Below are 26,820 nucleotides of genomic sequence, written 5' to 3'. Positions count from 1 at the left end.
AGGATGAATGATGTCAACAGTAGGTACAAAACAGTTCTGGTTTGTCGTAGGTTCACAACATCTGTATGGAGAAGAAGCATTAGCAGAAGTCAAAGCACACGCACAAGAAATGACCGATGCCCTAAATAAGAGCGGCGTTCTGCCTTATCCGCTTGTATTGCAAGATCTGGCGGTTAGTGCAGACAAAATCACCAGCCTTATGAAAGAAGTCAACTATCGTGATGAGGTTGCTGGTGTCATCACTTGGATGCATACCTTCTCACCTGCAAAAATGTGGATTCGCGGTACTAAATTGCTGCAAAAGCCGCTACTTCATTTGGCCACACAGTACAATGAAAGCATTCCTTGGGCTACAATTGACATGGACTTCATGAACCTCAATCAGGCAGCTCATGGTGACCGTGAATATGGGTTTATCAACGCCCGCTTGAAGAAACAGAATAAAGTGGTTGTAGGTTACTGGGAACGTGCAGAAGTGCAAAAACAAATCGCAGAGTGGATGGATGTAGCGGTTGCTTATAACGAAAGCTTCAATATCAAAGTCGCCCGCTTTGGCGACAACATGCGTAATGTTGGCGTTACGGAAGGTGATAAGGTCGAAGCCCAAATTCAATTTGGATGGACCGTTGACTACTTCGGAATTGGCGACCTCGTTCAGTACGTCAATGCTGTGAAAGAAGAAGAGATTGATGCTTTGTTTGCGGAATACTCTGAACTTTATGAATTCGATTATGGTACTTATAGCAAGGAAGCTTGGGAAGCCAGTGTAAGAGTGCAAGCAAGCTATGAAATTGCTATTAAACGATTCCTGGATCATGGCGGCTATACTGCCTTCACTACGAACTTCGAAGACCTCTATGGTATGAAACAGCTCCCTGGTCTTGCCGTTCAACGTTTGATGGCACAAGGATACGGATTTGCTGGTGAAGGAGATTGGAAGACTGCAGCGCTCGATCGCCTGCTTAAAGTCATGAGCCATAACCAATCCACTGGCTTTATGGAAGACTACACCTATGAATTAGCGGCTGGTCAGGAATCGATCCTTCAATCCCATATGCTTGAAGTTGACCCAACGTTGGCGAGCAACAAGCCTAAAGTCATCGTTTCTCCGTTAGGTATCGGCGATCGTGAAGATCCAGCCCGTCTGGTATTTGACGGCAAGGCAGGAGACGGTGTGGTTGTTTCTATGGCTGACTTTGGCACTCATTATAAACTGCTGATCAATGAGGTTACGGCATTTGAACCGACAGTTCCTGCTCCAAATCTTCCGGTAGCCCGTGTACTGTGGAACGTGAAGCCTAACTTCCAGGATGGAGTTAAGGCATGGATTGAGAACGGTGGCGGTCACCATACTGTGGTTTCCTTGAATCTAACCACAGACCAAATTGTGACTTATGCAAAACTGGTTAACCTGGAATACGTAATTATTAAATAACTAGAAGATAGCCATCTATAAAAGCATTGGGTCAGTCCTTAGGATCCAATGCTTTTTATTGGTTTTCTAAGGATGTCGAGATAAAGGAAAGGTTCCTAAGCTATCTGGCGATATAACGAGATAATTGGATTCTCCTTAAGGTAATCATTTAATTCATAAGGATGTGATACTATGGCGAATGTACCAGCTACGAAAACGAAATTGGTTATCGTCGAAGGCATACCTGGCTCTGGCAAATCCACATTATCTAGATACATACATGACATGTTAAATACACATCAAATAGAATCGGAACTATTTTTAGAAGGAAATTTACGGCATCCCGCTGATTATGAATCGGTTGCATGTATGCCGAACGAAGAACTTGATCGGCTCCGATCAATCTATTCCGAGGTGTTTCATTACATTGATCCGTTCGTATCTTTGAATGGCAACGACTCTTTAATCGCATATGCGCTTGCGCAGCAATCAGCCCAAAATAAAATTCCTTCTAGTTTGTATGAGGAAATCCAGCGTTATGAAATCTGCGATGGAGTACCCGTGGAAAAGTACTGCGAATTGATGATCCAACGTTGGAAGTCTTTTGTTAAAGATCAGCGAGAAAAGGAAAAGCTAATCATACTCGAATGCTGTTTTTTACAGAACCCAGGGTGTGCATTACTCGCCCGGCATGATGCTGGAAATGATCGATTTGTTCGGCATGTATTACAGATTGCGGAGCAAATTCAGGAGTTAAATCCAATTTTGTTCTATTTGAAGCAACCTGATGTGCGTGAGACGATTGAGCGAGTAAAAACGATGAGATCTCAAGAATGGTTAGATTTCACGATTTGGTACCATACAGAGCAAGATTATGGAAGGAAGAAGGGGCTTCATGGGTACGAGGGATATATTCAGTTCCTTGAATATCGACGAGAGCTAGAATTACAAATTATTGAGCAACTTCCTTTTCAATCGTTTGTTATGGATAACTCCGATTATGATTGGGTGAATCAACAACAGACTGTTTCGAATATCATGATGAAGTATTTATAAACCATGAAGCTCATTCGAGGAAACGTTAGTGCAATTAGAAAGGGCCTGTCCCGTAAAGATTGGCCCAAAAACTTGCCGTTACAGGCAGCCCTGTGACTCTCATGTTTTAAAAGTTCAGTAGAGAGAAGGTTATAAGCTATGAGTGATTATGGTCCAGATCTATTTAAAGGTACCGCTTGGTACTACTCTAGGTATCGACCTCCTTATCCTTCGTCGCTTATTCGGTTTTTAGTTAACAAGTTTTCTCTGAATGGGGAAGGTCGCTTGCTTGACTTAGGATGTGGAACGGGTCAGCTATCTCTAAGATTTAGTGATTGGTTTGAAGAAATAGTAGGTGTAGATACTGAATCAGAAATGCTAGATGAAGCAAACCGTTTGTCCAGTGATAAAAGGTTGGACAATGTTAAATGGGTACAAGGAAGGGCGGAAGAGCGCGTATGTGACTGGAGTGTCTTTCGCCTCGTTATAATTGCGAAAGCATTTCATTGGATGGATAGAGAGTCCATTCTTGACATTCTGTATAACAGTTCTGATACTAATGGTGGCGTAGCTATTATTGATAATACTGGGAAGCAGGAACCCTTACTTTGGCAACTCAAGGTCAACGAAGTAGTGAGACGTTGGCTAGGAGACGCAAGAAGAGCTGGTAATAGCACTTACACTCCCCCAAAGGAGAGGTATGAGGATATTGTAAGAAAATCTGGATTCAAAAATGTCCAAAGACATATTTTACCGAGTTATTCATATACATGGACTGTTGATTCGATCATTGGAAATCTGTACTCTACATCATTTGCTTCAAGACGCCTTTTTGGTGATAATTTAGTACGATTTGAAAATGATTTAACATCTGTTCTACTAGATATGGACTCCACGGGTGTGTTTACCGAAGAATTGTCAGTGTCTGTTATTACTGCTAGTAAGTGAAGCCCCCATAATACAGCGTGTTGAGATCCATTCTTATTATTTTGCAAAGAAAATTCTCACTTTTTAGCAGAAATGATTTATAATTATCAGATAATAGACAATATAATTTTTAAAAGATTATATTTTAGTTATAATAGAGACAGAAAAGATATGTTCCTGAGTGGAGCCTTGCTTCTTGTATCACCTAAGCAGGAGGGCCTGCTCTTTTTTGCAAATATAAGAGATAAGGAAGGTTTTTATGAATAGCATTCAGAAAAATACAGACGTTATCTTAATTGGTGCCGGAGTCATGAGCGCGACTCTGGGATCATTGCTAAAAGAGTTAGCACCAGAATGGGAAATTAAAGTGTTTGAGAAACTCGCAAACGCAGGAGAAGAAAGCTCTAACGAATGGAATAATGCAGGTACAGGCCATGCTGCACTGTGCGAACTGAACTATACATCCGAAAAAGCTGATGGATCTATAGATATTCGTAAAGCTGTAGACATTAATGAGCAGTTTCAGCTTTCAAGACAGTTTTGGTCTTTTCTTGTAAACAGCCATTTGATTCGTAATCCTCAGGACTTTATCAAGCCAATACCTCATATGAGTTTGGTAACAGGAGAGAAAAATGTATCTTTTTTGAAAAAAAGGTTTAAAGCGCTTTCAACTATTTCTCTATTTCAAGGCATGGAATTTTCCGACGACCCTGAAAAGCTGAAGGAATGGATTCCGCTAATTATGGAAGGCCGTACATTGAATGAACCAATCGCGGCAACCAAAATCGACTCTGGAACAGATGTCAACTTTGGTGCTTTAACACGCATGTTGTTTGAGCATTTAAAAAGTAAAAACGTTGAGATCAATTACAAGCATAGTGTAAAGGATATTAAACGTGCGAGCGACGGCTCGTGGAAAGTCAAAGTCCATAATCTGGATAACGGTAAAATCGAATACCATACTGCCAAATTTGTCTTTATCGGTGGTGGGGGTGGAAGTCTACCTTTGCTACAAAGAACCGGTATTCCTGAGTCCAAATATATCGGGGGATTCCCGGTAAGTGGACTATTTATGGTATGTAACAATCCTAAGGTTGTCGCCCAGCATCATGCGAAAGTATACGGTAAAGCTAAGGTTGGTGCTCCTCCCATGTCTGTTCCGCATCTGGATACAAGATATATCGGTAACCAAAAAGCACTGCTATTTGGACCGTTTGCCGGCTTCTCACCGAAGTTCTTGAAAACGGGCTCAAATTTGGATTTGATCGGATCTGTAAAACCCAATAATCTCATCACGATGTTGGCGGCAGGCGCAAAAGAGATGGCATTGACCAAATACCTGATTCAGCAAGTGATGTTATCGAATGAAAAGCGTCTGGAAGAATTACGCGAGTTTATTCCGAACGCCAAAATCGAGGACTGGGGGATCGTGGTAGCGGGTCAACGTGTGCAGGTGATCAAAGATACGGAGGGCGGTAAAGGAACACTTCAATTTGGTACAGAAGTGGTTAGTGCTGCTGATGGTTCGATAGCTGCACTGCTCGGCGCCTCTCCGGGTGCTTCTACTGCTGTTCACGTTATGCTGGAAGTATTGGAAAAATGCTTCCCACAACATATGGAAGAGTGGGAACCAAAAATAAAAGAAATGATTCCTTCTTATGGGGTGTCACTAGCGGAAAACCCAGAGCTTTACCAAGAAATTTATGACTCCACAACGGAGGTGCTCGGTCTGGGCGAAAGGGAACCGCTTCATCGTTAATTTTTACATGGCTAGTAACTCGATCATCCAAATATTTTTAATAAAAAGCACAGTAATCTTACGATATATTTTAGAGTCCAATAAGCAACAACACCAAGCGGTGGGAAGAAAATCCCCACCGCTAAAAATGTTTGTTTAACAAAACAAAGTTTTGCAATCCTTCTGCATTTTCGATGTCACATGGATGAACAGCTTCCATGGTAAAGCTTTATGTATGAATAGATAGGGGCGCACTCACAAGAGGAGGTGCCCCTATCTATTTATGTTATATTTGTGCGGTTGGACGGATCACGATTTCGTTCACATCAATGTCAGCCGGTTGTTCAATTGCGAATCCAATTGCGCGGGCTACCGCGTCTGGTGTCATGGCTAGTTTATCCCGGATGACGGCGAGTTGATCTCTTATAGCCGGGTCTGTTAAACTTTCGGTGAAATTTGTCTGCACAATACCTGGCGAAATGATGGTTACGCGCAGTTTATCACCAGCCTCCTGGCGCAACCCCTCTGAGATGGCGCGTACGGCAAACTTCGTACCAGAGTAGACCGACTGGTTCGGAACGGTCTTGTGTCCTGCAGTAGAAGCAGTGTTCACGAAATGTCCGAAACCCTGTTTGCGAAAGACAGGCAACGCTGCAGCAATGCCATACAAAACGCCTTTAATGTTGACGTCAATCATGTGCTCCCAATCTTCCACGCGCAGATCATCGAGAGGGGATATAGGCATAACGCCAGCGTTGCTGACGAGAACATCCAGCTTCCCGTATCGTTCGCAAGCCAAAGTAACGAGGTTGCATAGATCCTCGCGCCGTCTCACGTCAGTGCGTGCATAGACAGCTTCGCCACCCCTATTCGTAATACGTGTCGCCAGTGCTTCAAGGCGGTCCACCCCGCGCGCGCCAAGCACGACTTTTGCTCCACGGTCGGCAAGCAACAGTGCTGTTGCTTCTCCAATTCCGCTGCTTGCACCTGTAATCACGACGACTTTGTTCTCTATTCTTCCTTCCAAACTCATAGCCCCATCCTTCTTTCTTTGATCTATTTGCCTTAGGCCCTTTGTTGGCCTTGCAAGTAAATTTTAAGTAGAATTCAATTGAGACAGGTAGACCGATCAAGTCCAATTCTTGCCTAATCCTATTCGGCGTGCATATAATTAGCACATCAATATTAGCGTTCAACGGAAAGGAAGGTGAAGCATGAATGGTTTCGTCTCCTCCCCCCTCTGATATTTCTACGAATCTACAAGAACTGATTCGTCTGATTGATCAACGCGCGTCTTCGGACGGTACGTTTGTTTCGTCTGTGCCAGGACTTTATTTCAGACGTGCAAGCCATGTGTCCGAGCTGAATCATACGGTCCATATGCCCTCCCTGTACGTGGTTGCGCAAGGCTCAAAGACAGCAATGCTGGCTGGAGAAAACTATGTGTACGATCCAACAACCTACATGGTCACATCAGTTCAACTTCCCGTAACTGGTAAAATAACTCAAGCCTCGTCGGAGCTTCCTTATCTCAGTCTTCAATTATCCATTAGTCCAGACGCCATCCTGGACATTATCAAGAAGAGTCCTCCTCCATGTAACGTTAAGACTGGACGCGGCATACTGGTGAGCCAATTTGACCCTCTGCTGCTTGATGCGCTGCTTCGGCTTGTCAGACTTTCGGATACGCCTGCGGATATTCAGTTTCTTGCGCCGCTTATCACGCACGAGATCCTTTATCGTGTATTACAAGGTGAGCAGGGAGCTTTAATCAGGCAATTTGCCGTAGTTGGCAGCTATGCACATAGCATCTCCAAAGCGATCCATCTGATTACCCGCGATTACTCTAAGCCTCTTGTGATCGAGGAATTGGCGAAGGAAGTAAACATGAGCCCTTCTTCCTTACACAAGCACTTTAAAAAGGTAACGGCTATAAGTCCTCTGCAGTATCAGAAGGCCATTCGACTGCAGGCTGCACGCCGCTTACTGCTCTCGGAGGGATTGGAGGCCGCCACTGTAGGCTTTCGCGTTGGCTATGAGAGTCCTTCGCAGTTCAGCCGAGAATATGGACGCATGTTTGGACGGCCACCGATGAGTGATGTTAAACATTTGCGTAATTCTCTTAGTGTCTCAGTTGATTGAGAAGTTTATCGGGTGATCCGTGGAGGTTAATATGAAAACTTTCATTTACATGGTGAGACATGGCGAATCACCAAAGACGGAAGGAAATGAAAGAACAAGAGGTTTGACTGATAAAGGTAAGTCAGATGCTTTTCAAATAACTGAGTTATTGAGAGGAGAGGGGATCGAGGTTTTCGTTTCAAGTCCATATCAACGGGCAATCCTAACCATTCAAGAATTAGCTCAATGCTCAGGACAAGAAGTTTTAATACTCGAGGATTTTAAAGAAAGAATTTTTTTGAATGAAGACAACCGAATGCCTGATGATGAATTATTCCCTTTGTTAGATAAGTCATTTTCTGATCCCAACTTTGCTTTAACGGGAGGAGAGTCTAATGCAGTTTGTCAGAATCGAAGTATAACAGTCTTAAAGGAATTGCTAAAAATCTACCGAGGACGGAAAGTCGCATTAGGCACTCATGGAGCTGTAATGACTTTAATGATGGGGTATTATGACAAGCAGTACGATTTGGATTTTTTACTACACACATCCAAGCCAGACGTATACAGAATGGAATTCAATGATCAGGAATTAGTTGAGGTGAAAAGATTGTGGAACATGCCGTAATAGTTTGTGAGGAAAAGGTATAAGGACTATTCTCCAAAAAGAGACCACCCCTAAAAAAGGATGGTCTCTCTTCAAAGCTTTTCTTTTATAGCTATTGCGGTGAACCGTTAAGCAAATCCTCGGCTATTTTTACCAGGTCTTCCTTGGTCAGTGGACTGTCCTGGTTATCAGATATGTTGAAGTGTAACCGTCTTTTTTCATCAAGCCAGCCCAGTCGGTTTTTTCCGGCCTCCAAGGGATTGCTTGTTTTGCTTGCCCTGATGTAATAGGCCTTGGTTCCTTTAATTGTCAGTTGCTCAGCCGAATCCTGTTCATTTTGCATGATGGTTGTCTTTGTGACTTCAGGAGTGTATTTGGTGACGGTAATGTTTACATAGTCGTTTCCTCTCGCATACCGGGCAAAGGAGGTGTCTGACTTGTCCCAGCTCAGCTTTTGAATAAACAGATGTTCACCCTCCGGTGCAGCTTGGGCCTGTTGCATCAGTTTATCGGTTAAAGCTCGATATTCCTTTTTATCCATCATCCTAGGATATGCAGCGCCTGGATAGACGTATCCGAATTCAAACTGATAGCCATCTGGTAGATGAGTGGGGTTGCTGAATAATGGAGCCTCAGTTCGCTTGATTTCATCTTGTAAGCTGTTGAAACTTGAAAGTTCAGCTGGCTTGTACGCAAACAGGGCCGGATTAGATAGGTTGTTCTGATTCATAGAATCGTCCTTGACGTAATAGGCAGCATACTCTCCGGGCTGCAAGCGATCTTTCACTTTTTCGTTCCACTGTGCGTAGGTGGAGGTATACGTTTTCGAGGCGTCCGTTTCGGCAGGTGTTTTGGCGGTATTTAATACAACGTCGCCCTTACTGTTGCGGAATTCAAGATATTGCGAAGCGGCGTATCCGGTCACAGAAGCCCCTAACACAAAAAGTAAGACCATAATGGGAGCGGTAATGCGCGGTTGAAGACGCATTTTTACAATGAACCCCTTTTTGGGCGTCACCTTTTGGTAGACCTGTTCCATCACTTTGTCAGAAACGTCAAAAGCTTGGATTTTTAGGACACTTTCTGGTTCTGTCAGCTTGTCCATGTTTTTTAAGTCTTTGTCTTTTGGATCGGTGTATTTCAGATTTTGTTCCTGATTTCTGCCTTGTAATTCACGCATTTCGGGTCCTCCTTTATGGGTTCCATCATTTTTTTGAGCTTTGTTTTTGTTCTGCCGTATTTTTTCTTGATAGCTTCCTCGCTCTTGTTCATAATTTCCCCGATTTCTCCAAACGTTTTTTCTTCAAAAATGCGCAGCACCAATAGGTTTCGTTCTTCTGCATTCAGTTGGTCTAATGCCCGGCTCAGCGGTTCACTGAAAAGCTGACGTTCCAAAACCTGCGCAGCACTGTCTGAAGTCATATTAGTTGAGGTGAACAGGGTAATCTTAAATTTGCGCTGTAGATTCTTCCTGCGAATCAAGTTCAGGCAGTGATGATAGGCCATTTTATACAGCCAGGAGGAGAAGCCCATTGTCAGTTTGTACATGTTAATTTTTTCAAAAGCTTTGACCAAAATATCCTGTACGGCTTCTTCTGCCTCATGCTCACTTCCTAATAGCCGCCAGCAATACACAAATATCTGACGCTGATACTCCTTCACAATGTAGGCGTAATCCTGGATTTCGCCAGCTTGAACTCGTTTGATTTTGTATTCGATTTCCTCATTCAAAAATTTAGGCACCTCCTCTGATCAAAAAGAAAACTATACCTGTATAACAAATGAAGATGACCGAAAGGGACACCTTTTCTAAATTTTTTTAGTATTAAATCTACTCTCTAAGAGAGTACGATAAAGCAGAACAATAATCACTCACGTAGTTAGTTTTATAGAGTTAAAGGTATATTGTGGAAGTGGGGGGTGTTAAAATGAAATTAAGATATTGATAAGAAGGAGGTCTACGGAATTCTTCATAAAAAGCCTTATGAGGACGCTTTGGGGCCATCTCGTAAATAAATAGGAGAGGATACGGTTTCTAATGAATGTAAGTGCTAAGAAATATAATTTTGATAATGTGATGCTTTACCTTCATGATCAAATGAAGCTGCTGCCTAACCTAGAATCAAAATACATTGGATTAACCATGCCATTTCCTCGACAAGTTGCGCTACGGAATAGGGTGGCTGAGAGTATTGAGACATTAATAGCATACGATGAGGATGTTTGTATTGCTGTTCATTTTAACCAATCTGCTGCTGGGGCTATTGAATATGAGAAAATAATTTTTATAGGAATTGATTACTTGCATCTCAAGAGAATCGCTGATTTTATGAAAAGACAAGATATAAACCTGAATATCAAAGACACCTGCATACTTTATAGAGAATGTACTGCTGACTTGAACATAAATTTGAAAGGCAATCATTCCAGAATAACAAGTTTAAATGACTTATTTGCAGGAGTCGAAATTCATATTGGTCATTTAGAGGCTGGGATGGGATATCAATATGAAAATAAACAAGTGAATGAAGATATTATTCATTACTGCTGTCATAAAGATGATGAGGAAGGTAAGGAGCATGGATACCAATTATTCGTAAAATCGTTAGATTACTTTTCCAGGAAATTGTTAGCTGAAGGATTTGTATTAGGGTACCCTGCTGTAGATTCAAAAATTAAAATGATGAAGGCTTCTTGTTCAATGTGTTTTTATCGGGATTATTATTACATTAGTGGAGCACATATATCACTCAGAACCGCTATGCAGCAAGCGGATTGGCAAATATGCGAACCATTGATGCAGATCCAAATGACCTGTAACAAGCTATATTTTGAAGAGAACTCCTTTTTTAGAGGGGTAGAAAATCGATGTATACTCAAGGACGAAGATGACTATAAGTTATCATTTAAATCTAGACTTTCCTCAATTATCGATATCCTAGGAGAGATGTATGACCATAAAAAAGATGTTTCGGACTTCCATATAGAATTAAACAGCTTTGTGCCAATTGAAGATGATACTCAGTTAACAGAAAAATTTAAAGTGATTTATGATATCGATAAATGGAAAGATGAATTAAACGATCAAGAGGTAAACTCGGCAATCCCGCCCGTTAGTTAACGAAAACTATCGGCTGTACGGGCGGGGTTGCCTCACCTTCTTTTATGCAGCATACATCTACTTATTATTCCCTTTGCGTACCTTTAACAGCTTACCCTTTACGGTTGTATTCTTCATAATTTCAAGTACCAATGGACCTTTGCCATTCAGAATCTCGACATCTGTCACATTATCCAAAATCGTAATAATCCCGATATCATCTGCGTTGACCCCGTCAAGCTTAGCGATGGTCCCCACGAAGTCGACAGCTCTAAGTTTTTTCTTCTTACCGCCGTTAAAGTTCAGCTTCATAATCTGTTGGTTTAATTGCTCGCGCTTATCTTTTTTGAGTGCGGTTTTTACATGCAGTTTTTGCTCAAAATCTTCTCTACGGAGGTCAACAGCCTCTTCTGAGGGAGCCTTTACCTGCGGAATCGCGAATCCAATATATGCTTCGATATCAGCTAATCTTCGGCCATCCTTAGGAGTGATGAGGGAAATGGCCTTCCCCGTTTTGCCAGCACGTCCCGTACGTCCTGTGCGGTGAACATAGCTTTCCTTCTCAAGGGGAATATCGTAGTTAATGACATGGGTGATATTCGTGATATCAATTCCTCGTGCGGCAACATCTGTTGCAATCAAGTAACGAAATTGACCCCTTCTGAATGCATTCATTACCTCAAATCGCTCGTCTTGCTCCATGCCACCATGAATGCGATCACATGGATATTCAAGATCAGCCAATGCCCTGAATAATGTATCTACATTCTCCTGCGTACGACAGAAAATAATGCAGCTGTCAGGATTCTCAACAATGAGCAGATCTTGCAGTAGTGCCAGCTTGTCTGACTCCTTCACCTGAATAAGAGAGTGATCAATTGTAGCGGTCGTTATACCAGTCGCTTTAATCTCAATTCTAACAGGATCTTTCATATATTTACGTGACAGTGTGGCTACGTCCTCAGGGAAGGTAGCGGAGAATAACATGGTAACCCGATCACTAGGCAGCGCTTGAATAATCGACTGAACTTGCTCGATAAAGCCCATATTCAGCATCTCATCAGCTTCATCAATCACGAGATAGGCAATCCGATCTAACGGTAACGTCCCTCGTTCAATATGATCCAGTACACGTCCTGGCGTACCTACAGCCACATGCGTCCTTTGTTTTAACTCAGCCTTTTGGATATGAAAAGGATGTTTCCCATAAAGGGGTGTTGCTTTGATCCGCTTAAAGCGTCCAATATTCGTGATGTCTTCGGTGACCTGTAACGCGAGTTCACGGGTTGGCGTCAGGATTAAAGCTTGGGGCTTATTCTCATTCCAATCTACTAGCTCACAGATTGGAATGCCGTATGCTGCTGTTTTGCCGCTACCTGTTTGCGATTTGGCGACAAGATCCTTCTTTTCAAGCGCCACAGGAATGACTTCCGTCTGAATCTCTGTTGGCGTCTCATAGCCCAGGCTATTCAGCGCTCTTACAATTTCTTCACTTAATGCGTAATCTGTAAAATGCTTCTGACTCATTTTCAACCTCTTCTGCGCTGTATTTGAATACCATTACATATATAATGTCATCGTGTATCGAACTTATACTCATCTAGTATACTCTATATCCAGACAGCAAAGGGAGGCCATGAAGGCATGGGTATCAGCATGTTTCCATATCCGCATGCGTGAAAACATGTGTTACGAACAAAGGGCACCCAATCGGGTGCCCTTTGAACTGCCGTTAGCGCGGAAAATCGTATCAAAAGTATTGTTACGATGAAAAGTGAACCCAATCTCTCCCTTGGACAGCATCCATCTTTTTAAAGAAAATTTGAGCGCGTTTATTCTCGGTAGAAGTTATCCAGGCCATATGAGCATAGCCTTGATTTCGTGAGTATTTTTGACATTCTAAAAAAAGCTGTGTTTCTACTTCTGTATCTCTAAATGGTTCCAATACAAATAGATCGTTCATAACAGTGACTTTGTCTGCTTTCATCGTGCTAAAGGTAAAGAATAATGTAGCAAAGCCGATTAATTCTCCATTTTGTTCCGCCACAAATTGTATACCGCTTTGCTGCTCAAAAAGGGTGTGTATCAAATTATGGATTTTTTCGATAGGTGGCCTAGGGTTTTGATAAAAACCAACGATGTATTCATACATTAACTCGGTTAAACTGTTTAAATCATCAGGCTTAGCGTTCCTTATTAAAAATGACATTAGATGCACTCCCTTTTTTATTAGTTTTGAATTATTATACATAATAAAGCATATATATTCAAAACTGAATTCATTCCGAATTACTTAAGAAGTGTAAGTGTCACCTCTATCGTGTTATCAATAAATGATCGTTCTGGACGAGACTTTATCATTACGGTCAGTCCAATTAACGATACGACTAGCGCCTGTGATACAGCCTTCGCATTGAGCCCGATCTCAAGCTCACCTGATTGTATACCTCTTTCAATGGTTTCTTGAAATATAACCGCTAGGTACATTTGATGCTCCCTTGTAAGAATTTCAAACTTCTCATCATGGGGCGCAAGTTCAACCATTGTATTAATGCAAAAGCATCCTTTTCTAGGATTTTCCGCATATTCCTCATCGACCACACCTTCAAAGAAAGTCCGAAATGCTTCTTTTACAGATGGATTGCTTTGAAGTTTGGTTCGGATCAGAGAAGCACGGGACATCATGTATTTGCGCAGCGCAGCTTCGAACAATTCTTTTTTGCCTCCAAAAGTGGAATATATACTGGGTCGTTGAATTTCCATTCTGGAAGTTAAATCACTCAATGAGGTAGCTTCATATCCCTTCTCCCAAAATATTTGCATAGCTGCATCTAATACTTTATCTTCGTCAAATTCGCGGATTCGTCCCATAATCAATACCTCTCATTGTTCGTAATTTTATTCTTAATTCCATGACTCTGATCATAATTGTTAGGGGTCTTTATTTGCGTACCAGTTAGTATGTTATTATCTTATAATTAGCCCGTTATATTGTCAAATGCAGATTGGTTTATCGCACCAAGGAGATATCAGTATGAGGATAAATCAAAGATTTTTACTATATTTATTGACAGTACTCTTTTTAATGAGTTATATTTACTGGGAAAAATATTTTACCGATCGGTATGATATTTTACCGATATTTAATTAACATACAAAGAAAGCTATTAGAATAGGAGAGATGGACGATGGAGATAGGTATTACTTCGTTTGTAGAAACAAAGCCCGACGTTCAGACAGGTGAAGTGATAAGTCACGCACAGCGATTGCGCGAAGTTGTCGAGGAAATTATCCTTGCTGATCAAGTGGGGCTTGATGTGTTTGGTGTAGGTGAGCATCATCGGAAGGATTATTCTGCATCTTCACCAGCAGTTGTGCTGTCAGCGGCTGCAGCGCAGACGAAACGGATTCGGCTGACCAGTGCAGTGACAGTGCTTTCTTCAGCTGATCCCGTTCGCGTTTTTCAGGATTTTGCTACGCTGGATGGTATTTCGAATGGACGTGCGGAGATTATGGCGGGTCGAGGTTCCTTTATTGAATCTTTTCCACTGTTCGGCTATGACTTGGAAGACTATGATGAGCTGTTTGAACAACATTTGGAATTGCTCCTTAAAATACGGGAGTCCGAAAAAGTAACCTGGAAAGGCGGACATCGGCCAGCAATTAACAATTTGGGTGTGTATCCACGGCCGGTTCAGAATCCTTTACCCATATGGGTTGGCAGCGGGGGCAGGCAGGATTCTGCTATCCGGGCAGGTCTGTTAGGACTGCCCTTGATACTCGCGATCATTGGCGGGAATCCGGTAAATTTTGCACCACTTGTCCAGCTTTATAAGAAGGCAGCAGCGCACGCCGGTCATGAGGAATCAAAGCTTAGGGTTGGGTCGCACTCGATAGGATTTGTCGGAGAGAATAATGAGCAAGCTGCAGATACATATTTCCCTTCTACGATGGCAGGTATGAATAGATTGGGCAGGGAGCGGGGCTGGGCACATTATGATCGTTCTAGCTACGATGCCGCGCGCAGCTTTGAAGGTGCGCTGTATGTCGGCGATCCAGAGACTGTTGCCCAGAAGATCATTCACCTTCGCAAACATGTAGGTGTTACTCGCTTTATGTTGTATGTTCCGTTAAGCACGATGCCGCATGCCGAAGTGATGAGAGCCATTGAGCTGCTAGGAACAGAGGTAGCACCCCGAGTTCGGAAGGAAATAGCCAAGTGGGAAGCGGAGACGGAGAAAAGATTGTAAAAACCAAACATAGGAGTGATTTGCATGGATTTTGAAAATCGTTTATTACCAGAATTAAGGGCAGTAATCGCACAATTTCCTGGTTTTCAACTGGAAGAGAATTTAGAGCTGAGCAGAAGCTATTTGTCTAGTCCTCCTATTGAGCAGTCGGAGCACGTACGCACGACAAGCCGGATGATTCCGAGTGTAGCAGGCGAGATATTAGTCAAAATCTACGAACCTGCTCAGCGAACTGACGTTAGGCTTCCGGCCATGCTGTGGATTCACGGGGGAGGCTATGTGATGGGCCATCCTGATATGGACGATGCTTTGTGCGAACGCTTCGTGCAGGCGGCCAAATGCGTCGTCGTATCGGTCGATTACCGACTTGCTCCTGAGCATCCCTACCCGGCTGCCATCGATGACTGTTATGCCGCTTTGACGTGGATGACCGACGAAGCGGAGCTGCTGGGCATTGACTTAGATCGGGTCGCCATTGCAGGAGCAAGTGGGGGCGGCGGGCTGACCGCAGCACTTGCTTTAATGGCTCGTGACAAAGGTGGGCCAGCCCTCATTTTCCAAATGCCGCTGTATCCGATGATCGATGACCGCAGTATTACGGCGTCAAGTCATGAAATTACGGCCGATAACGCACCATGGAACCGGAAGAACAACTTGGCGGCCTGGAACATGTACTTAGGCAATCGTACCGAAGATAGCGAGGTGTCCCCATATGCGGTGCCGTCGAGAGCAGAAAGCTTGGCTGGCCTGCCGCCGGCTTATACGTGCGTAGGCCAGCTCGATCTATTCCGAGATGAGACGATCGAATATGTGGGACGCCTTGCCCAAGCGGGGGTGGACGTCGAATTCCATCTGTATCCCGGCACATTCCACAATTTTGAGGGAATAGTTCCACAAGCAGAAGTAAGCCAACGTGCTAGCCAAAGTTATGTAGACGCAATTGCAAGAGCCCTTAATCCTTAAACTATTAAATAGGCAGTCTCCAAAGTGATATGTTCCCAAAAGAGTAGGCAGGTTAAAACTTGCTACTGTAAGGGGAGCATATCACTTTTTGCATCAACCTTTTTTTGTCATTTCGGAGTTGTTTGGGATAAAGGAGCACCAGGTTTTCAGTCGCCCCGCAATGATGTAAAGTTTTTCGGGTAAAATCTTTACTTTTACATGTAGCAGATAATAACCTTACATTCTTATAATTGGAAATGTAAGCGATTTATTTAAGAGTAGGAATATTAAAAAACTATACGTATGAGGAGGAGATTGTATGTCGAAATTTAAAGTGGGCAAGTTGGTAAGCGGCTTGGCGTTGGCGGGTGTGTTGTTATCATCAGTTCTGATAAACCCGGCTAGTGCCAGTATGGCGAACGGTAGCAAATTCCTGGGGAATGTCATTGCGGGCAGTGTCCCTCCTAGTTACGGGACATACTGGAATCAAGTGACGCCGGAAAACTCGACTAAGTGGGAATCGGTTGAAGGCAACCGTAACAACATGAACTGGTCACAGGCCGATACCGCCTACAATTATGCCCGTAGCAATGGCTTCCCGTTCAAGTTCCATACGTTGGTATGGGGTGCCCAGGAGCCAGGTTGGGTTAGGGGGCTGTCGGCTGCTGATCAGAAAGCGGAAGTGACTCAGTGGATTAAAGCAGCAGGTCAACGCTATCCGAATGCGGAGTTTGTAGATGTGGTGAATGAGCCGCTGCATCAGAAGCCGTCCTATCGCAATGCCATTGGTGGTGACGGGTCGACCGGATGGGATTGGGTCATATGGTCGTTCCAACAGGCCAGACAAGCCTTCCCCAATGCTAAGCTGCTGATCAATGAATATGGAATTATCAATGATCCTTCGTTAACCGACCAATATGTCAATATTATTAATCAGCTCAAGAGCAGAGGCCTGATTGACGGAATTGGTATCCAATGCCACCAGTTTAGCATGGACACTGTTTCAGTTAACACGATGAACACTGTACTGAACAAGCTGGCGGCAACAGGATTGCCAATCTATGTGTCGGAGCTGGATATAACTGGCGACGACAACACCCAGCTTGCCAGATACAAGGAGAAATTTCCGGTATTATGGAAGCATTCTGCGGTGAAGGGAGTTACGCTCTGGGGGTATATCCAGGGACAAACTTGGAAGCCGAACACACATCTGCTGAACTCTAACGGCACGGAACGTCCCGCGCTCCAATGGCTGAGACAATATCTGCAAAGATAAGCTATGGGTGGCACTTAAACCCCAACAGATGCAAACTTTTGCCAAATGTCTGGGCTGGGTAGATGTTTATTTGAAGAAGTCTTGGCTGAAATGTTATACGCCCAAGGCTTCTTTTTATTTAGCTTAAACGAGGAGTGCCCTAATGAAGGGAAGGAACCACTTCATTAGGGCACTGGAGATTTACTACCACTATCGATCACTGCCAGTTTGTATGAAAGGACCCTGCTGCATCACTTCGTTCATAAGTATGGGCACCAAAATAATCCCTTTGTGCTTGCAAAAGGTTAGCATTTGAAATGCCTGTCCGGTAACTATCGAAATAAGTAAGTGAAGCACTTAAACATGGAAACGAAATACCAGAATTAATACCCTCACAGACTACTTTTCGCAATCCCAATTGATACTCTTTAACCTTTTCAGCAAAATACGGGGCGATTAAGAGATTAGCCAAATTCGGCTGTTCTTGATATGTTTCGCTTATTACATTTAAGAATTTGGCACGAATGATGCAACCACCACGGAAAATAAGGGCAATATCCTGTAAAGGTAAATTCCATCCGTAAAGCTCAGAAGTCATTTTATATTGTATAAATCCTTGCGCGTAGGCACAAATTTTACCCATATAAAAAGCTTGTCTAATGTACTCAATCCACACATTTTTATCTAAACTTCGCTGATCAATCTCTGGGCCTGTCAGGATATTTTCTGCATAAACTCGTTCCTCTTTTAAAGAGGAGATGTAACGGGCAAACAATGACTCTGTAATAATGGATGATGGGATTCCATGATCAATTGCTTGAATACTTGTCCATTTACCTGTGCCTTTTTGCCCCGTTTTATCCAGAATCACATCGATTAATGGTAAGCCTGTTACATCATCCTTTTTCCGTAAAATCTCTGCTGTGATTTGGATTAAATAACTTTTCAGTTCCCCTTGATTCCATATTTCAAAGATATCAGCAATTTCATTCACAGATAAACGTAACCTTTTTCTTAAAAATGTATAGGTTTCTGCGATTAATTGCATATCTGCGTACTCGATTCCGTTATGTACCATTTTTACAAAGTGGCCGGATCCTTTTGGACCCATATAAACACAGCAAGGATCTCCGCCCACTTGGGCTGCTATTTTTGTTAGAATAGGAGCTGCTTTTTCATATACGTCTTTATCTCCACCAGGCATGATTGAAGGTCCATGTAAAGCCCCAACTTCGCCGCCGGAAATACCGATTCCTAAATAACCGATTCCTTTTGACTTCAATTCATCATATCTACGTTCCGTATCTTTGTAATGGGAGTTACCACCGTCCATGATCACATCGCCTGCTTCAAGGAAGGGTACTAATGTACCTATTACCGAATCAACCGGTTTGCCCGCTGTTACCATAAGGAAAATTTTCCTTGGAGTTTTTAAGGAGCAGACAAAATCTTGAATTTCGTAGTAGGGATGGATGGAGTGACCTTCACTTTTTTTGACAAGATCGTCCGTTAAATCCCTCGTATAATTATAGACAGCGACTTGCTCGCCTTTACCAGCCATGTTTAAGGCGATATTACGGCCCATTACCCCTAAACCAATGACACCAATTGTGTTGGACATTTTTTCTGCTCCTTTTGTTTGAAATGAATAGGCCGTAGATCCTCACTTATAAACTTAGAAGATTCTAAGAAAAATAAGTGGGGGATCTACCGCCCGGGAATCGTGGTTTATACGAATAAACTTAGTACTAAAATAAATCCTAATCCGGCTACCGAAATGATGGTCTCAAGCAATGTCCATGTTGCAAATGTTTCTTTCATGCTTAAACCAAAATACTCTTTAAACATCCAGAAACCAGCATCGTTAACATGTGAAGCTATTAAACTACCCGCTCCCGTGGCGAGCACAACTAAAGCAAGATTAACGTCGGATTGTCCTAACATCGGTATAACTAAACCAGCGGTTGTTAAAGCTGCAACAGTTGCAGAACCTAAGGAAATACGTAAGATTGCAGCGATGATCCAGGCAAGTAAAATGGGTGATAATGTAGTTCCATTGAATAATTCAGCTACATAGTCGCCTACGCCGCCATTAATCAGTACTTGTTTGAAGGCTCCGCCGCCCCCAATGATTAAGAGCATCATCCCAATATGAGTAATAGCCGTTGTACAAGATGCCATTACATTTTTGATTGGGATTTTTCTTGCTATTCCCATGGTGTAGACAGCTACCAGTAAGGAAATTAACATGGAAGTTGATGCATCACCAATAAAACGGATCGCTGCTAGTAAACTATTATCTTCAAATCCCATTGTTTTTTGAAGCAAAGTTATAATCGTAGCAATAGACATTAAAATGACAGGAAGCATTGCAGTAAATACACTGATTCCAAATCCAGGAGTTTCCTCGGACTTAAATACTTTTTGTTCACCTAAAGAGGCAATATTACCAGTTTTCGTAAATGATGCAGGTACGAGTTTTTTGGCAAGCTTCGTAAATACAGGTCCAGCTAAGATAACGGTTGGAATGGCAATAATGAAACCGTAAAGTAAAACCTCACCAAGGTTCGCGCCATATTCACGGGCAATAACTGTCGGCCCTGGGTGTGGAGGTAAGAAACCGTGTGTTACGGATAAAGCTGCAATCATCGGAATACCGAGATGTAAGATAGAAACCTTTAATTGTTTTGAAATGGCAAATACGATTGGAATTAATAATACTAATCCTACTTCAAAAAATAGCGCTACACCGATAATGAATGAAGCAGCTACGACCGCCCATTGAATATTTTTTTCACCAAATTTGTCTACGAGGGTCATGGCAATTCGTTGAGCACCACCAGAATCAGCGATCAACTTACCTAACATCGCTCCAAGTCCAAAGATTAACGCTAAGTGACCAAGGGTTCCGCCTAATCCGGCTTCGATGGTTTTGACAATTTCCTCTAATGGCATTCCAAGTGCTAGAGCGACACCGAACGATACAATGATTAATGAAATAAAGGTGTTCAATTTGAAGCCCATGATTAAAACGAGTAATGCTAAAATTCCAATCGCTACGATAACTAATGGCATTGTAATTACCCCCTGCTTTTTATCTTTTTAGTGTTTAATTAAGCTTCTTTGATAATTGGAAATCCGTGTATAATCGTCTTCTAATACTCTGGATAGGTTAATGAAAATCGGCAGCAATTTCCTGTATTCCTTGGTTGCTTCTTCTTTTGGTGTATGTTTGTTGGTACTGCCAACCATTTCAGAGACGACTTCAAAGGACTGGATTTTTCCGGTGGCATACAAGCCTAAAATACAAGCTCCTAGACAAGAACTTTCGTAGCTTTCTGGAACGACGACTTCAGATGCGAATATATCGGACATCATTTGCCGCCAAACATCTGACCTCGCGAAGCCTCCAGTAGCTTGAATTCGGGTCACGGGACCGTCCATGCATTCAGTTAATGCCAAAAATACGGTGTACAAATTGTAAATGACTCCTTCTAGGGCTGCGCGAATCATATGTTCTTTCTTGTGTGACATCGTCAAACCGAAGAATGAGCCACGTACATCTGGATTCCATAATGGCGCACGTTCACCAGCCAGGTATGGATGGAATAACAATCCGTCAGATCCTGGTCTTACACGTTCAGCAATCTTGGTTAGTACATCATATGGATCAATTCCTAGTCTTTTCGCTGTTTCTACTTCTGATGAGGCAAGTTCGTCACGGATCCAGCGAAGGACCATCCCGCCATTGTTCACCGGCCCCCCAATAACCCAGTGCTTTTCTGTTAAGGCATAACAAAATATTCTTCCCTTTTCGTCTGTTTGAGGCTTGTCTATAATGGTTCGAATGGCACCGCTTGTCCCAATTGTGACGGCAACCTCGCCTTTTCGTATCGCATTTACACCTAGATTAGAAAGGACTCCATCGCTAGCTCCAATAACAAACGATGTTTGTGGATCGATCCCCATCTTTTTTGCTAAATCTGAATCACAGTTGGTAAATATCTGGGTTGTTGGCACGAGCTCAGATAATTGAGAAGGGGTTATACCCGCAATTTTTAATGCTTCTTCATCCCAATCTAATTTTTCTAGATTCATCATGCCCATGGCAGAAGCTAGGGAATAATCCACTACATATTGATCAAAGAACTTTTTGAAAATATATTCTTTAATTCCGATATACTTTTTAACCTTGACAGCGGTTTCAGAAAGATCATTCACAATCCAAGCTATTTTTGTTAAGGGTGACATGGGGTGAATGGGTGTTCCTGTTCGTTTATAGACTTCATGGCCATTCAGCTCATCTTTTATTTTATGTGCCCATGCTTCACTTCGATTATCTGCCCAAGTGATACAAGACGTAAGTGGGAGGTCATGTTCATCCATCGCAATGACACTATGCATGGCACTGCTAAATGAAACAAACGATAGCTTTTTTTGTGAGTGATGTTTCATGATATTCGAAATGGCCTGTAGGACAGCCTGAAATATCTCTTCTGGATTTTGTTCAGCTGTCGCTATGTCCGGTGTATAAAGCGGGTATCCAATATTCTCTTGTTGGATGACTTCGCCCTTTTCGCTAAATAGAACGGCTTTCGTACTTGTGGTCCCGATATCTACACCCAACATATAGTTAGTCATTTGGTTGCACGACTCCTTTAGATAGCATTTGTTGTGACATCCATAGGTCTTCTACTTTACCTTGAACATCATCAAAGTTTTCATGTAAAGACTTGATCATGAGGTCTCTATCTTTTGCTTTGATTGCTTCAATATAAAGTTCGTGATTGTTTATAATCCGTGTAAAATCTTCATACTTTTCTTTGAAACGCATACGCATCGACAAAAGAATGAGACTTTCCATAACAGGCTTTAGATTATTCCAAATCATCAGAATATGAGAATGATTGACTGCACGAATAATCGTTTCATGGAATAAGACATCTTGATATGAAAACTCATCAGCATCACCATATTTAATGGCGACTTTCATCATTTCGAGTATTTTACTAAGTTCCTTCGCCAAATCATCAGTGTCCATCTTTACAAGACGTTCAAATACGAAGGATTCTATGAGCAGACGGACATCATAAATTTCTTCTATTTCTTTTTCTGATAAACCAATAACAACGGCTCCCATTCTTTCTAATCGAATGATATTTTCGGATGCCAGTATTTTTAACGCTTCACGAATGGGTGAGCGACTTACAGTGAAATCAGCAGCTAGTTTATTTTCAGATAATATGGTACCGCTTTCAATCCCGCCAGAAATAATGCGCATTCTAAGCTCGGAAGTTACGCGATCACCAGCTGAGGCTTTTAAAAGCCATTTGGAGGGATATAGGAATTCTGATTCGACCATCATTTCACCTTCTCAATTAATCAAGTATACTTGTATACAGGTATTATAATCTTAAATTTTAAATTTGCAAGCGTATTCATTAAATTTGTTTTGTAAGCCTGTTCGGACTTTTTTGTGCAAATGCACAATCAATTTCGTCTGTTCTTCAATATTTTTCACATACAGCAATCGATATAATGAAAGCGTAATCAAAAATTGCCCGGGGGGTTAGACAGATGGAAGGATTGACGATCAGTTGGATAGGGGCTCTGGCAGGGCTGGCTATTGCAATTATTCTGATATTAAGAAAGCTGAATCCGGTTTATGCTTTATTTTTGGGAGCTATTGTAGGCGCTTTATTGGGCGGAGCCAATCTGGAGCAGACGATCAGCGTGTTAATAAGCGGTACGCAAAGTGTGATGGGGACGGTCATTCGTGTGCTTGCCGCAGGTGTATTGGCAGGCGTAATGATGGAATCCGGGGCGGCGGAGACGATTGCGCAGGCTATTGTAAAGAAATTTGGCGGTAGTAAAGCGATACTCGCACTAGCCTTAGCGACGATGATTATTACGGCGGTAGGTGTATTTATTCCCGTTGCCGTGCTGATTGTGGCACCTATTGCATTGTCGGTCGGTAACAAAATGGGGATTTCCAAGCTGGCGCTCCTGTTGGCTTTGTCTGGAGGCGGAAAAGCGGGGAACATCATCTCTCCCAATCCTAATACGATTGCGGCGGCGCGCGGATTTAATCTGGATTTAAGCCACGTGATGTTGGCGGGCGTGGTTCCTGCGATATGCGGTTTAATCATGACTGTATTGGTGGCATCTATGTTGAAAACCAAAGGTGTGAAGGTGTCCGACCAGGATATTATGGACAGTGATGTCGATACATCGAAATATTCAGCGTTGGGACGGGCGATTGTAGCCCCGCTGGTAGCTGTTATTTTGCTGATGATTAACCCGATTGGTTCCATCTCCGGCATTGAAGCACTTTCGAGTTTCAAGGTGGATGCGATGTACATTTTGCCGATCGCCGGGATTGTGGGTATGCTGGCCATGGGACAAGGGCGCAATATCCTGAAGTATTCGGCCTCCGGTTTAAATAAAATGACAGCGACTGTGCTGATTTTGATCGGTGCAGGCGGGATTGCCGGTCTGATCTCTGCCTCCAACTTGTCTGCACAGGTGGTTGGCCTGATTGAAGCTTCGGGAGTTTCCGGTACATTTTTGGCACCGCTTGCAGGTATTCTGATGGCAGCCGCCACGGCGTCCACCTCGACGGGAGTTATTTTGGCGACAGGCTCGTTTGGGGAAGCCATTCTGAACATGGGGACGGCCCCGCTCGCCGCAGCTGTGATGGTGCATACAGGAGCTACAGTCATTGATTCCTTGCCGCAGGGCAACTATTTTCACGTCACGGCAGACAGCATGAAAATGAGCATTAAACAACGGATGGGATTGATTCCTTACGAAGCTATTGTGGGTGGGACGATGGCAATTGTAGCGACACTCATGTATGGATTTTTACTTTAATATTTACAATGGGGTGAGAAGATGAGAGAGAAAACATTTGTGCTGGCACCAGATTCTTTTAAAGAAAGCATGACGGCTAAAGAAGTGTGTATCGCGATGGAGAAAGGACTGCGCAAGGTCTATCCAGCAGCGAATTACGTCCACGTACCGATGGCGGACGGCGGTGAAGGAACGGTGCAGTCACTGGTGGATGCGACAGGCGGACAGGTTCGTTATATTGAGGTGACAGGACCACTTGGAGAACCTGTAACTGCTGCATACGGCTTGCTGGGAGACGGCACCACGGCGGCAATCGAGATGGCATCCGCCAGTGGAATCCATCTGGTTAACAAGGATAACAAGAACCCGTTAAAGACAACCACCTACGGTACAGGGGAGTTAATCCGTGAATGTCTGAACCAGGGAATTCGAAAAATTATCATCGGCATTGGCGGAAGCGCGACGAATGATGGCGGTACAGGAATGGCGGAAGCACTGGGCGCCAGATTTCTGGATGCAACAGGCAATACTCTTCCGCGCGGTGGCGGTAGTCTGGGCGAGCTGGCCAGTGTCGATATTTCATCACTGGATGACCGGTTGCAGCAGGTACAACTGATTGTAGCCTGTGATGTGACAAATCCGCTGTGCGGAGAGCATGGGGCCTCTCAAGTATTCGGGCCACAAAAAGGGGCAACCCCGGAGATGGTGCAGCAATTGGATGCCAATCTTGCCCATTATGCCGATGTGGTGAAGCAGCAACTAGGCAAGGATGTGCGCGATCTCCCAGGCGCAGGCGCAGCAGGTGGATTGGGTGCGGGCTTATTGATTTTCACTCAAGCGGCGCTGCAAAAAGGCATTGAAATTGTGATTGAATACACCGGTTTAAAACAAAAGCTTGCCACGGCCGATATCGTTTTGACGGGGGAAGGCGGTATTGATTTTCAGACTAAATTCGGTAAAACTCCTTATGGAGTAGCTCAGGCGGCCAAACAGTCTGGCAAAAAGGTTATTGCGGTTGCAGGTTATATCGGGGAAGGGATCGACACGTTGTACAAGGAAGGAATAGATGCGGTGTTCGGCATCGTACCGGGAGCCTCGGAGCTCGGTAAGCTGCTGGCCGAAGGGCCGCAAAACGTAGAGCGTACGTGCGAGAATATCGCAAGAGTACTTCAATTCAGCGAGAAGTGAACCGAATAATACGAGCGCTCGCCTGTAATCCCGAGCTTAGCTAAAGCCGGATTGACTGAGAAATTGGGAGTGCGGCGAGCGGATACATGATATTTCTGGCGTATGGTCAGGGGCGTGAAACAGCTGTTCATTGATACAGTGCCAATAAGCCGTGCGTAAGCTCAAAAAGCTGAAGGAGATTCCGGGGATCTTTACCAGTTAAGGTATGGATGCGCTTCAGGCGGTATTGCAGCGTATTTCGGTGAATGTTTAATTCATCTGCCGTAAAGGAGACACTGCCGTTATGGTTAATAAAGCTTCGCAGCGTATCCAGCAAATCCACGGTATCCTCCAGCTTGCTCACCAGATAGATCGTGTTCGTCAGGTTCGTTTGACTCAATTTGACCAGAAATTCGACTTCCGCAAAAGAAATTTTTTGCACAGGCGGGCGCAAAGCCAGTAAAACATTCATAGCTGACTTGGCTTGCATATAAACATCCGCAATGTTGTGCTCTTGTCTGCTGACCGTAATCAGCACATCGGGATGGCTGCGCACAAGTGGCTCTAGCAGTTTGTCTGTCGGTTCCTGATTTTGTATTAGGACGAGATAACAATCTTCCTCCATACGAAAGGAGGGATGCTGCATGAATATATTGGACAACTCGGCTAAATGAGCTGGATCAGCAGGCAGATACTTTACATATACAGCCGAAGTTTTTAGAAGCAAATCAATGTGATATTGAGCTGCTTCTTTTTTTATTTTTTGCGTGTAGGCTCCCTGATGATTCAATAACATTTCCAGCACAGATTTTTTGCGATTGGCTTCATAGGCCAGATGCTCCAATGAGATGCGCTGTTCGATCAGGAGAGATACTGTAGTTTTAACAATATTGCAAAAAGGACGCACTTCATCAGGATTACCTGAAATACCAATCACGCCAACTAACTCATGATGAATGACAATCGGTTCGTTGGTTCCCTTTTTCTCATAGTGGCCGTCCTGCCACACTTCAATCATTTTCCCGGTTTCGAGCGCCTGAACAGCGCCTTGGTGAATGGTTCCGATTCGTTCACTCTCGCCGCTGCCAATGATGATGCCTCGTTCATTCATTATATTGATATTGTATGGAATATCCTTCATCATTTTGTCTACGATGTCTTGGGCTTGTTTTTCGGAGAGCTGAAACAAATCCGGATTCCTCCTTTATCTATCGTGATATAGTGTACCTTAATGTACTACCTTTATGAAAGGGTTTCCAATTTATTGTGCATCTGAACAATATGATAAGGCAGGTCGCCGAGCATGTCAGTCCATTTTATCATAGATGTGAAGAATCGTTGTACGCAAAAAAACAGGGCTCTAAGGAGCACCTGCTTTTTGTGTCTATCCTTTTTATTGCCAGCCACGCTGA

The 26,820-nt window shown here is 43.3% G+C and carries 23 protein-coding genes; 12 read left to right on the top strand and 11 right to left on the bottom strand.

All coding sequences use genetic code 11. The annotated features are described in order from the left end of the window. Positions 1 to 10 precede the first annotated feature (10 nt). The 4 genes from araA (at position 11) to ACWA2B_RS06850 (ending at position 5,135) form a co-directional block, all read left to right on the top strand. On the top strand, positions 11 to 1,435 hold the full coding sequence (gene araA, locus ACWA2B_RS06865) for an L-arabinose isomerase (protein ID WP_029518894.1): 1,425 nt from the start codon (positions 11 to 13) through the stop codon (positions 1,433 to 1,435). Between the two features lie 171 nt (positions 1,436 to 1,606). Further along, positions 1,607 to 2,470: a hypothetical protein gene (locus ACWA2B_RS06860; RefSeq protein ID WP_341071418.1), complete on the top strand. Its 864-nt coding sequence runs from the start codon at positions 1,607 to 1,609 to the stop codon at positions 2,468 to 2,470. Positions 2,471 to 2,608: 138 nt separating this feature from the next. Further along, positions 2,609 to 3,397, top strand: a complete 789-nt coding sequence (locus ACWA2B_RS06855) for a class I SAM-dependent methyltransferase (protein WP_341071417.1) — start codon at positions 2,609 to 2,611, stop codon at positions 3,395 to 3,397. Between the two features lie 238 nt (positions 3,398 to 3,635). Beyond that, positions 3,636 to 5,135: a malate:quinone oxidoreductase gene (locus ACWA2B_RS06850; protein WP_029518891.1), complete on the top strand. Its 1,500-nt coding sequence runs from the start codon at positions 3,636 to 3,638 to the stop codon at positions 5,133 to 5,135. A gap of 265 nt (positions 5,136 to 5,400) precedes the next feature. On the opposite strand, the gene ACWA2B_RS06845 is transcribed toward ACWA2B_RS06850, so the two are convergent. Then, complete coding sequence (locus tag ACWA2B_RS06845; RefSeq protein ID WP_449291830.1) at positions 5,401 to 6,147, bottom strand: SDR family oxidoreductase; 747 nt, start codon at positions 6,145 to 6,147, stop codon at positions 5,401 to 5,403. A gap of 185 nt (positions 6,148 to 6,332) precedes the next feature. Between ACWA2B_RS06845 and ACWA2B_RS06840 the strand changes: the two genes are divergently transcribed. Beyond that, positions 6,333 to 7,256, top strand: a complete 924-nt coding sequence (locus ACWA2B_RS06840) for an AraC family transcriptional regulator (protein ID WP_029518889.1) — start codon at positions 6,333 to 6,335, stop codon at positions 7,254 to 7,256. Positions 7,257 to 7,287: 31 nt separating this feature from the next. Continuing rightward, on the top strand, positions 7,288 to 7,863 hold the full coding sequence (locus tag ACWA2B_RS06835; RefSeq protein ID WP_341071415.1) for a histidine phosphatase family protein: 576 nt from the start codon (positions 7,288 to 7,290) through the stop codon (positions 7,861 to 7,863). Positions 7,864 to 7,954: 91 nt separating this feature from the next. On the opposite strand, the gene ACWA2B_RS06830 is transcribed toward ACWA2B_RS06835, so the two are convergent. Both ACWA2B_RS06830 and ACWA2B_RS06825 read right to left on the bottom strand, forming a co-directional pair. Further along, a complete protein-coding gene (locus ACWA2B_RS06830) occupies positions 7,955 to 9,022 on the bottom strand; it encodes a DUF4367 domain-containing protein (protein ID WP_342434668.1) in 1,068 nt (355 codons plus the stop codon). Beyond that, positions 8,983 to 9,573 (bottom strand): RNA polymerase sigma factor, encoded by a 591-nt coding sequence (locus ACWA2B_RS06825; RefSeq protein ID WP_340933745.1) that lies wholly within the window; start codon positions 9,571 to 9,573, stop codon positions 8,983 to 8,985. Before ACWA2B_RS06825 ends, ACWA2B_RS06830 begins: the two co-directional genes overlap by 40 nt. Before the next feature lie 307 nt (positions 9,574 to 9,880). Between ACWA2B_RS06825 and ACWA2B_RS06820 the strand changes: the two genes are divergently transcribed. Further along, positions 9,881 to 10,963 (top strand): elongation factor G, encoded by a 1,083-nt coding sequence (locus ACWA2B_RS06820; protein WP_449291829.1) that lies wholly within the window; start codon positions 9,881 to 9,883, stop codon positions 10,961 to 10,963. A gap of 57 nt (positions 10,964 to 11,020) precedes the next feature. On the opposite strand, the gene ACWA2B_RS06815 is transcribed toward ACWA2B_RS06820, so the two are convergent. The 3 genes from ACWA2B_RS06815 to ACWA2B_RS06805 all read right to left on the bottom strand — a co-directional run bounded on the left by ACWA2B_RS06815 (position 11,021) and on the right by ACWA2B_RS06805 (position 13,813). Further along, the gene (locus ACWA2B_RS06815) at positions 11,021 to 12,469 is read right to left on the bottom strand and encodes a DEAD/DEAH box helicase (protein ID WP_029518884.1); all 1,449 of its coding nucleotides are present in this window, start codon (positions 12,467 to 12,469) and stop codon (positions 11,021 to 11,023) included. A 235-nt stretch (positions 12,470 to 12,704) separates the two neighbouring features. After that, positions 12,705 to 13,151 (bottom strand): GNAT family N-acetyltransferase, encoded by a 447-nt coding sequence (locus tag ACWA2B_RS06810; protein ID WP_029518883.1) that lies wholly within the window; start codon positions 13,149 to 13,151, stop codon positions 12,705 to 12,707. An 80-nt stretch (positions 13,152 to 13,231) separates the two neighbouring features. After that, a complete protein-coding gene (locus tag ACWA2B_RS06805; RefSeq protein ID WP_029518882.1) occupies positions 13,232 to 13,813 on the bottom strand; it encodes a TetR/AcrR family transcriptional regulator in 582 nt (193 codons plus the stop codon). A gap of 317 nt (positions 13,814 to 14,130) precedes the next feature. On the opposite strand from ACWA2B_RS06805, the gene ACWA2B_RS06800 reads away from it, so the two are divergent. From ACWA2B_RS06800 to ACWA2B_RS06790, 3 genes are all read left to right on the top strand, one after another. After that, a complete protein-coding gene (locus tag ACWA2B_RS06800) occupies positions 14,131 to 15,192 on the top strand; it encodes an LLM class flavin-dependent oxidoreductase (RefSeq protein WP_029518881.1) in 1,062 nt (353 codons plus the stop codon). Positions 15,193 to 15,216: 24 nt separating this feature from the next. Next, a complete protein-coding gene (locus ACWA2B_RS06795; protein WP_341071412.1) occupies positions 15,217 to 16,155 on the top strand; it encodes an alpha/beta hydrolase in 939 nt (312 codons plus the stop codon). A 298-nt stretch (positions 16,156 to 16,453) separates the two neighbouring features. Beyond that, positions 16,454 to 17,410, top strand: a complete 957-nt coding sequence (locus ACWA2B_RS06790; RefSeq protein WP_318627778.1) for an endo-1,4-beta-xylanase — start codon at positions 16,454 to 16,456, stop codon at positions 17,408 to 17,410. A gap of 196 nt (positions 17,411 to 17,606) precedes the next feature. Here the strand turns inward: ACWA2B_RS06790 and gnd are convergent, their stop codons facing one another. The 4 genes from gnd to ACWA2B_RS06770 form a co-directional block, all read right to left on the bottom strand. Beyond that, positions 17,607 to 19,010: a decarboxylating NADP(+)-dependent phosphogluconate dehydrogenase gene (gnd, locus tag ACWA2B_RS06785; protein ID WP_449291828.1), complete on the bottom strand. Its 1,404-nt coding sequence runs from the start codon at positions 19,008 to 19,010 to the stop codon at positions 17,607 to 17,609. Between the two features lie 107 nt (positions 19,011 to 19,117). Further along, positions 19,118 to 20,464, bottom strand: coding sequence for a GntP family permease (locus ACWA2B_RS06780; RefSeq protein WP_029518877.1), 1,347 nt, complete (start codon positions 20,462 to 20,464; stop codon positions 19,118 to 19,120). A 27-nt stretch (positions 20,465 to 20,491) separates the two neighbouring features. Next, positions 20,492 to 22,030 carry a gluconokinase gene (gene gntK, locus ACWA2B_RS06775; protein WP_318627776.1) on the bottom strand — a complete coding sequence of 513 codons (1,539 nt, stop codon included), beginning with the start codon at positions 22,028 to 22,030 and terminating at the stop codon, positions 20,492 to 20,494. Continuing rightward, positions 22,023 to 22,754: a GntR family transcriptional regulator gene (locus tag ACWA2B_RS06770; RefSeq protein WP_029518875.1), complete on the bottom strand. Its 732-nt coding sequence runs from the start codon at positions 22,752 to 22,754 to the stop codon at positions 22,023 to 22,025. The genes gntK and ACWA2B_RS06770 overlap by 8 nt, the downstream gene beginning before the upstream one ends. Before the next feature lie 212 nt (positions 22,755 to 22,966). Between ACWA2B_RS06770 and ACWA2B_RS06765 the strand changes: the two genes are divergently transcribed. Then, complete coding sequence (locus tag ACWA2B_RS06765) at positions 22,967 to 24,262, top strand: GntP family permease (RefSeq protein WP_449291827.1); 1,296 nt, start codon at positions 22,967 to 22,969, stop codon at positions 24,260 to 24,262. A 21-nt stretch (positions 24,263 to 24,283) separates the two neighbouring features. Beyond that, entirely contained in the window at positions 24,284 to 25,429 is a 1,146-nt protein-coding gene (locus ACWA2B_RS06760; RefSeq protein ID WP_069012311.1) for a glycerate kinase, read from the top strand. A 127-nt stretch (positions 25,430 to 25,556) separates the two neighbouring features. Here the strand turns inward: ACWA2B_RS06760 and ACWA2B_RS06755 are convergent, their stop codons facing one another. Further along, complete coding sequence (locus ACWA2B_RS06755) at positions 25,557 to 26,597, bottom strand: CdaR family transcriptional regulator (protein WP_029518873.1); 1,041 nt, start codon at positions 26,595 to 26,597, stop codon at positions 25,557 to 25,559. Positions 26,598 to 26,820 lie beyond the last annotated feature (223 nt).

It is taken from the genome of Paenibacillus sp. CMM36 (genome assembly GCF_053570945.1).
This window is presented reverse-complemented; position numbering and strand designations above follow the sequence as displayed.

Bases quoted from the DNA above. Each gene is read 5' to 3' on its own strand.
- araA (WP_029518894.1), top strand. From the start codon at position 11: ATGTCAACAGTAGGTACAAAACAGTTCTGGTTTGTCGTAGGTTCACAA.
- ACWA2B_RS06860 (WP_341071418.1), top strand. From the start codon at position 1,607: ATGGCGAATGTACCAGCTACGAAAACGAAATTGGTTATCGTCGAAGGC.
- ACWA2B_RS06855 (WP_341071417.1), top strand. From the start codon at position 2,609: ATGAGTGATTATGGTCCAGATCTATTTAAAGGTACCGCTTGGTACTAC.
- ACWA2B_RS06850 (WP_029518891.1), top strand. From the start codon at position 3,636: ATGAATAGCATTCAGAAAAATACAGACGTTATCTTAATTGGTGCCGGA.
- ACWA2B_RS06845 (WP_449291830.1), bottom strand. From the start codon at position 6,147: ATGAGTTTGGAAGGAAGAATAGAGAACAAAGTCGTCGTGATTACAGGT.
- ACWA2B_RS06840 (WP_029518889.1), top strand. From the start codon at position 6,333: ATGGTTTCGTCTCCTCCCCCCTCTGATATTTCTACGAATCTACAAGAA.
- ACWA2B_RS06835 (WP_341071415.1), top strand. From the start codon at position 7,288: ATGAAAACTTTCATTTACATGGTGAGACATGGCGAATCACCAAAGACG.
- ACWA2B_RS06830 (WP_342434668.1), bottom strand. From the start codon at position 9,022: ATGCGTGAATTACAAGGCAGAAATCAGGAACAAAATCTGAAATACACC.
- ACWA2B_RS06820 (WP_449291829.1), top strand. From the start codon at position 9,881: ATGAATGTAAGTGCTAAGAAATATAATTTTGATAATGTGATGCTTTAC.
- ACWA2B_RS06815 (WP_029518884.1), bottom strand. From the start codon at position 12,469: ATGAGTCAGAAGCATTTTACAGATTACGCATTAAGTGAAGAAATTGTA.
- ACWA2B_RS06810 (WP_029518883.1), bottom strand. From the start codon at position 13,151: ATGTCATTTTTAATAAGGAACGCTAAGCCTGATGATTTAAACAGTTTA.
- ACWA2B_RS06805 (WP_029518882.1), bottom strand. From the start codon at position 13,813: ATGGGACGAATCCGCGAATTTGACGAAGATAAAGTATTAGATGCAGCT.
- ACWA2B_RS06800 (WP_029518881.1), top strand. From the start codon at position 14,131: ATGGAGATAGGTATTACTTCGTTTGTAGAAACAAAGCCCGACGTTCAG.
- ACWA2B_RS06795 (WP_341071412.1), top strand. From the start codon at position 15,217: ATGGATTTTGAAAATCGTTTATTACCAGAATTAAGGGCAGTAATCGCA.
- ACWA2B_RS06790 (WP_318627778.1), top strand. From the start codon at position 16,454: ATGTCGAAATTTAAAGTGGGCAAGTTGGTAAGCGGCTTGGCGTTGGCG.
- gnd (WP_449291828.1), bottom strand. From the start codon at position 19,010: ATGTCCAACACAATTGGTGTCATTGGTTTAGGGGTAATGGGCCGTAAT.
- ACWA2B_RS06780 (WP_029518877.1), bottom strand. From the start codon at position 20,464: ATGCCATTAGTTATCGTAGCGATTGGAATTTTAGCATTACTCGTTTTA.
- gntK (WP_318627776.1), bottom strand. From the start codon at position 22,030: ATGACTAACTATATGTTGGGTGTAGATATCGGGACCACAAGTACGAAA.
- ACWA2B_RS06770 (WP_029518875.1), bottom strand. From the start codon at position 22,754: ATGATGGTCGAATCAGAATTCCTATATCCCTCCAAATGGCTTTTAAAA.
- ACWA2B_RS06765 (WP_449291827.1), top strand. From the start codon at position 22,967: ATGGAAGGATTGACGATCAGTTGGATAGGGGCTCTGGCAGGGCTGGCT.
- ACWA2B_RS06760 (WP_069012311.1), top strand. From the start codon at position 24,284: ATGAGAGAGAAAACATTTGTGCTGGCACCAGATTCTTTTAAAGAAAGC.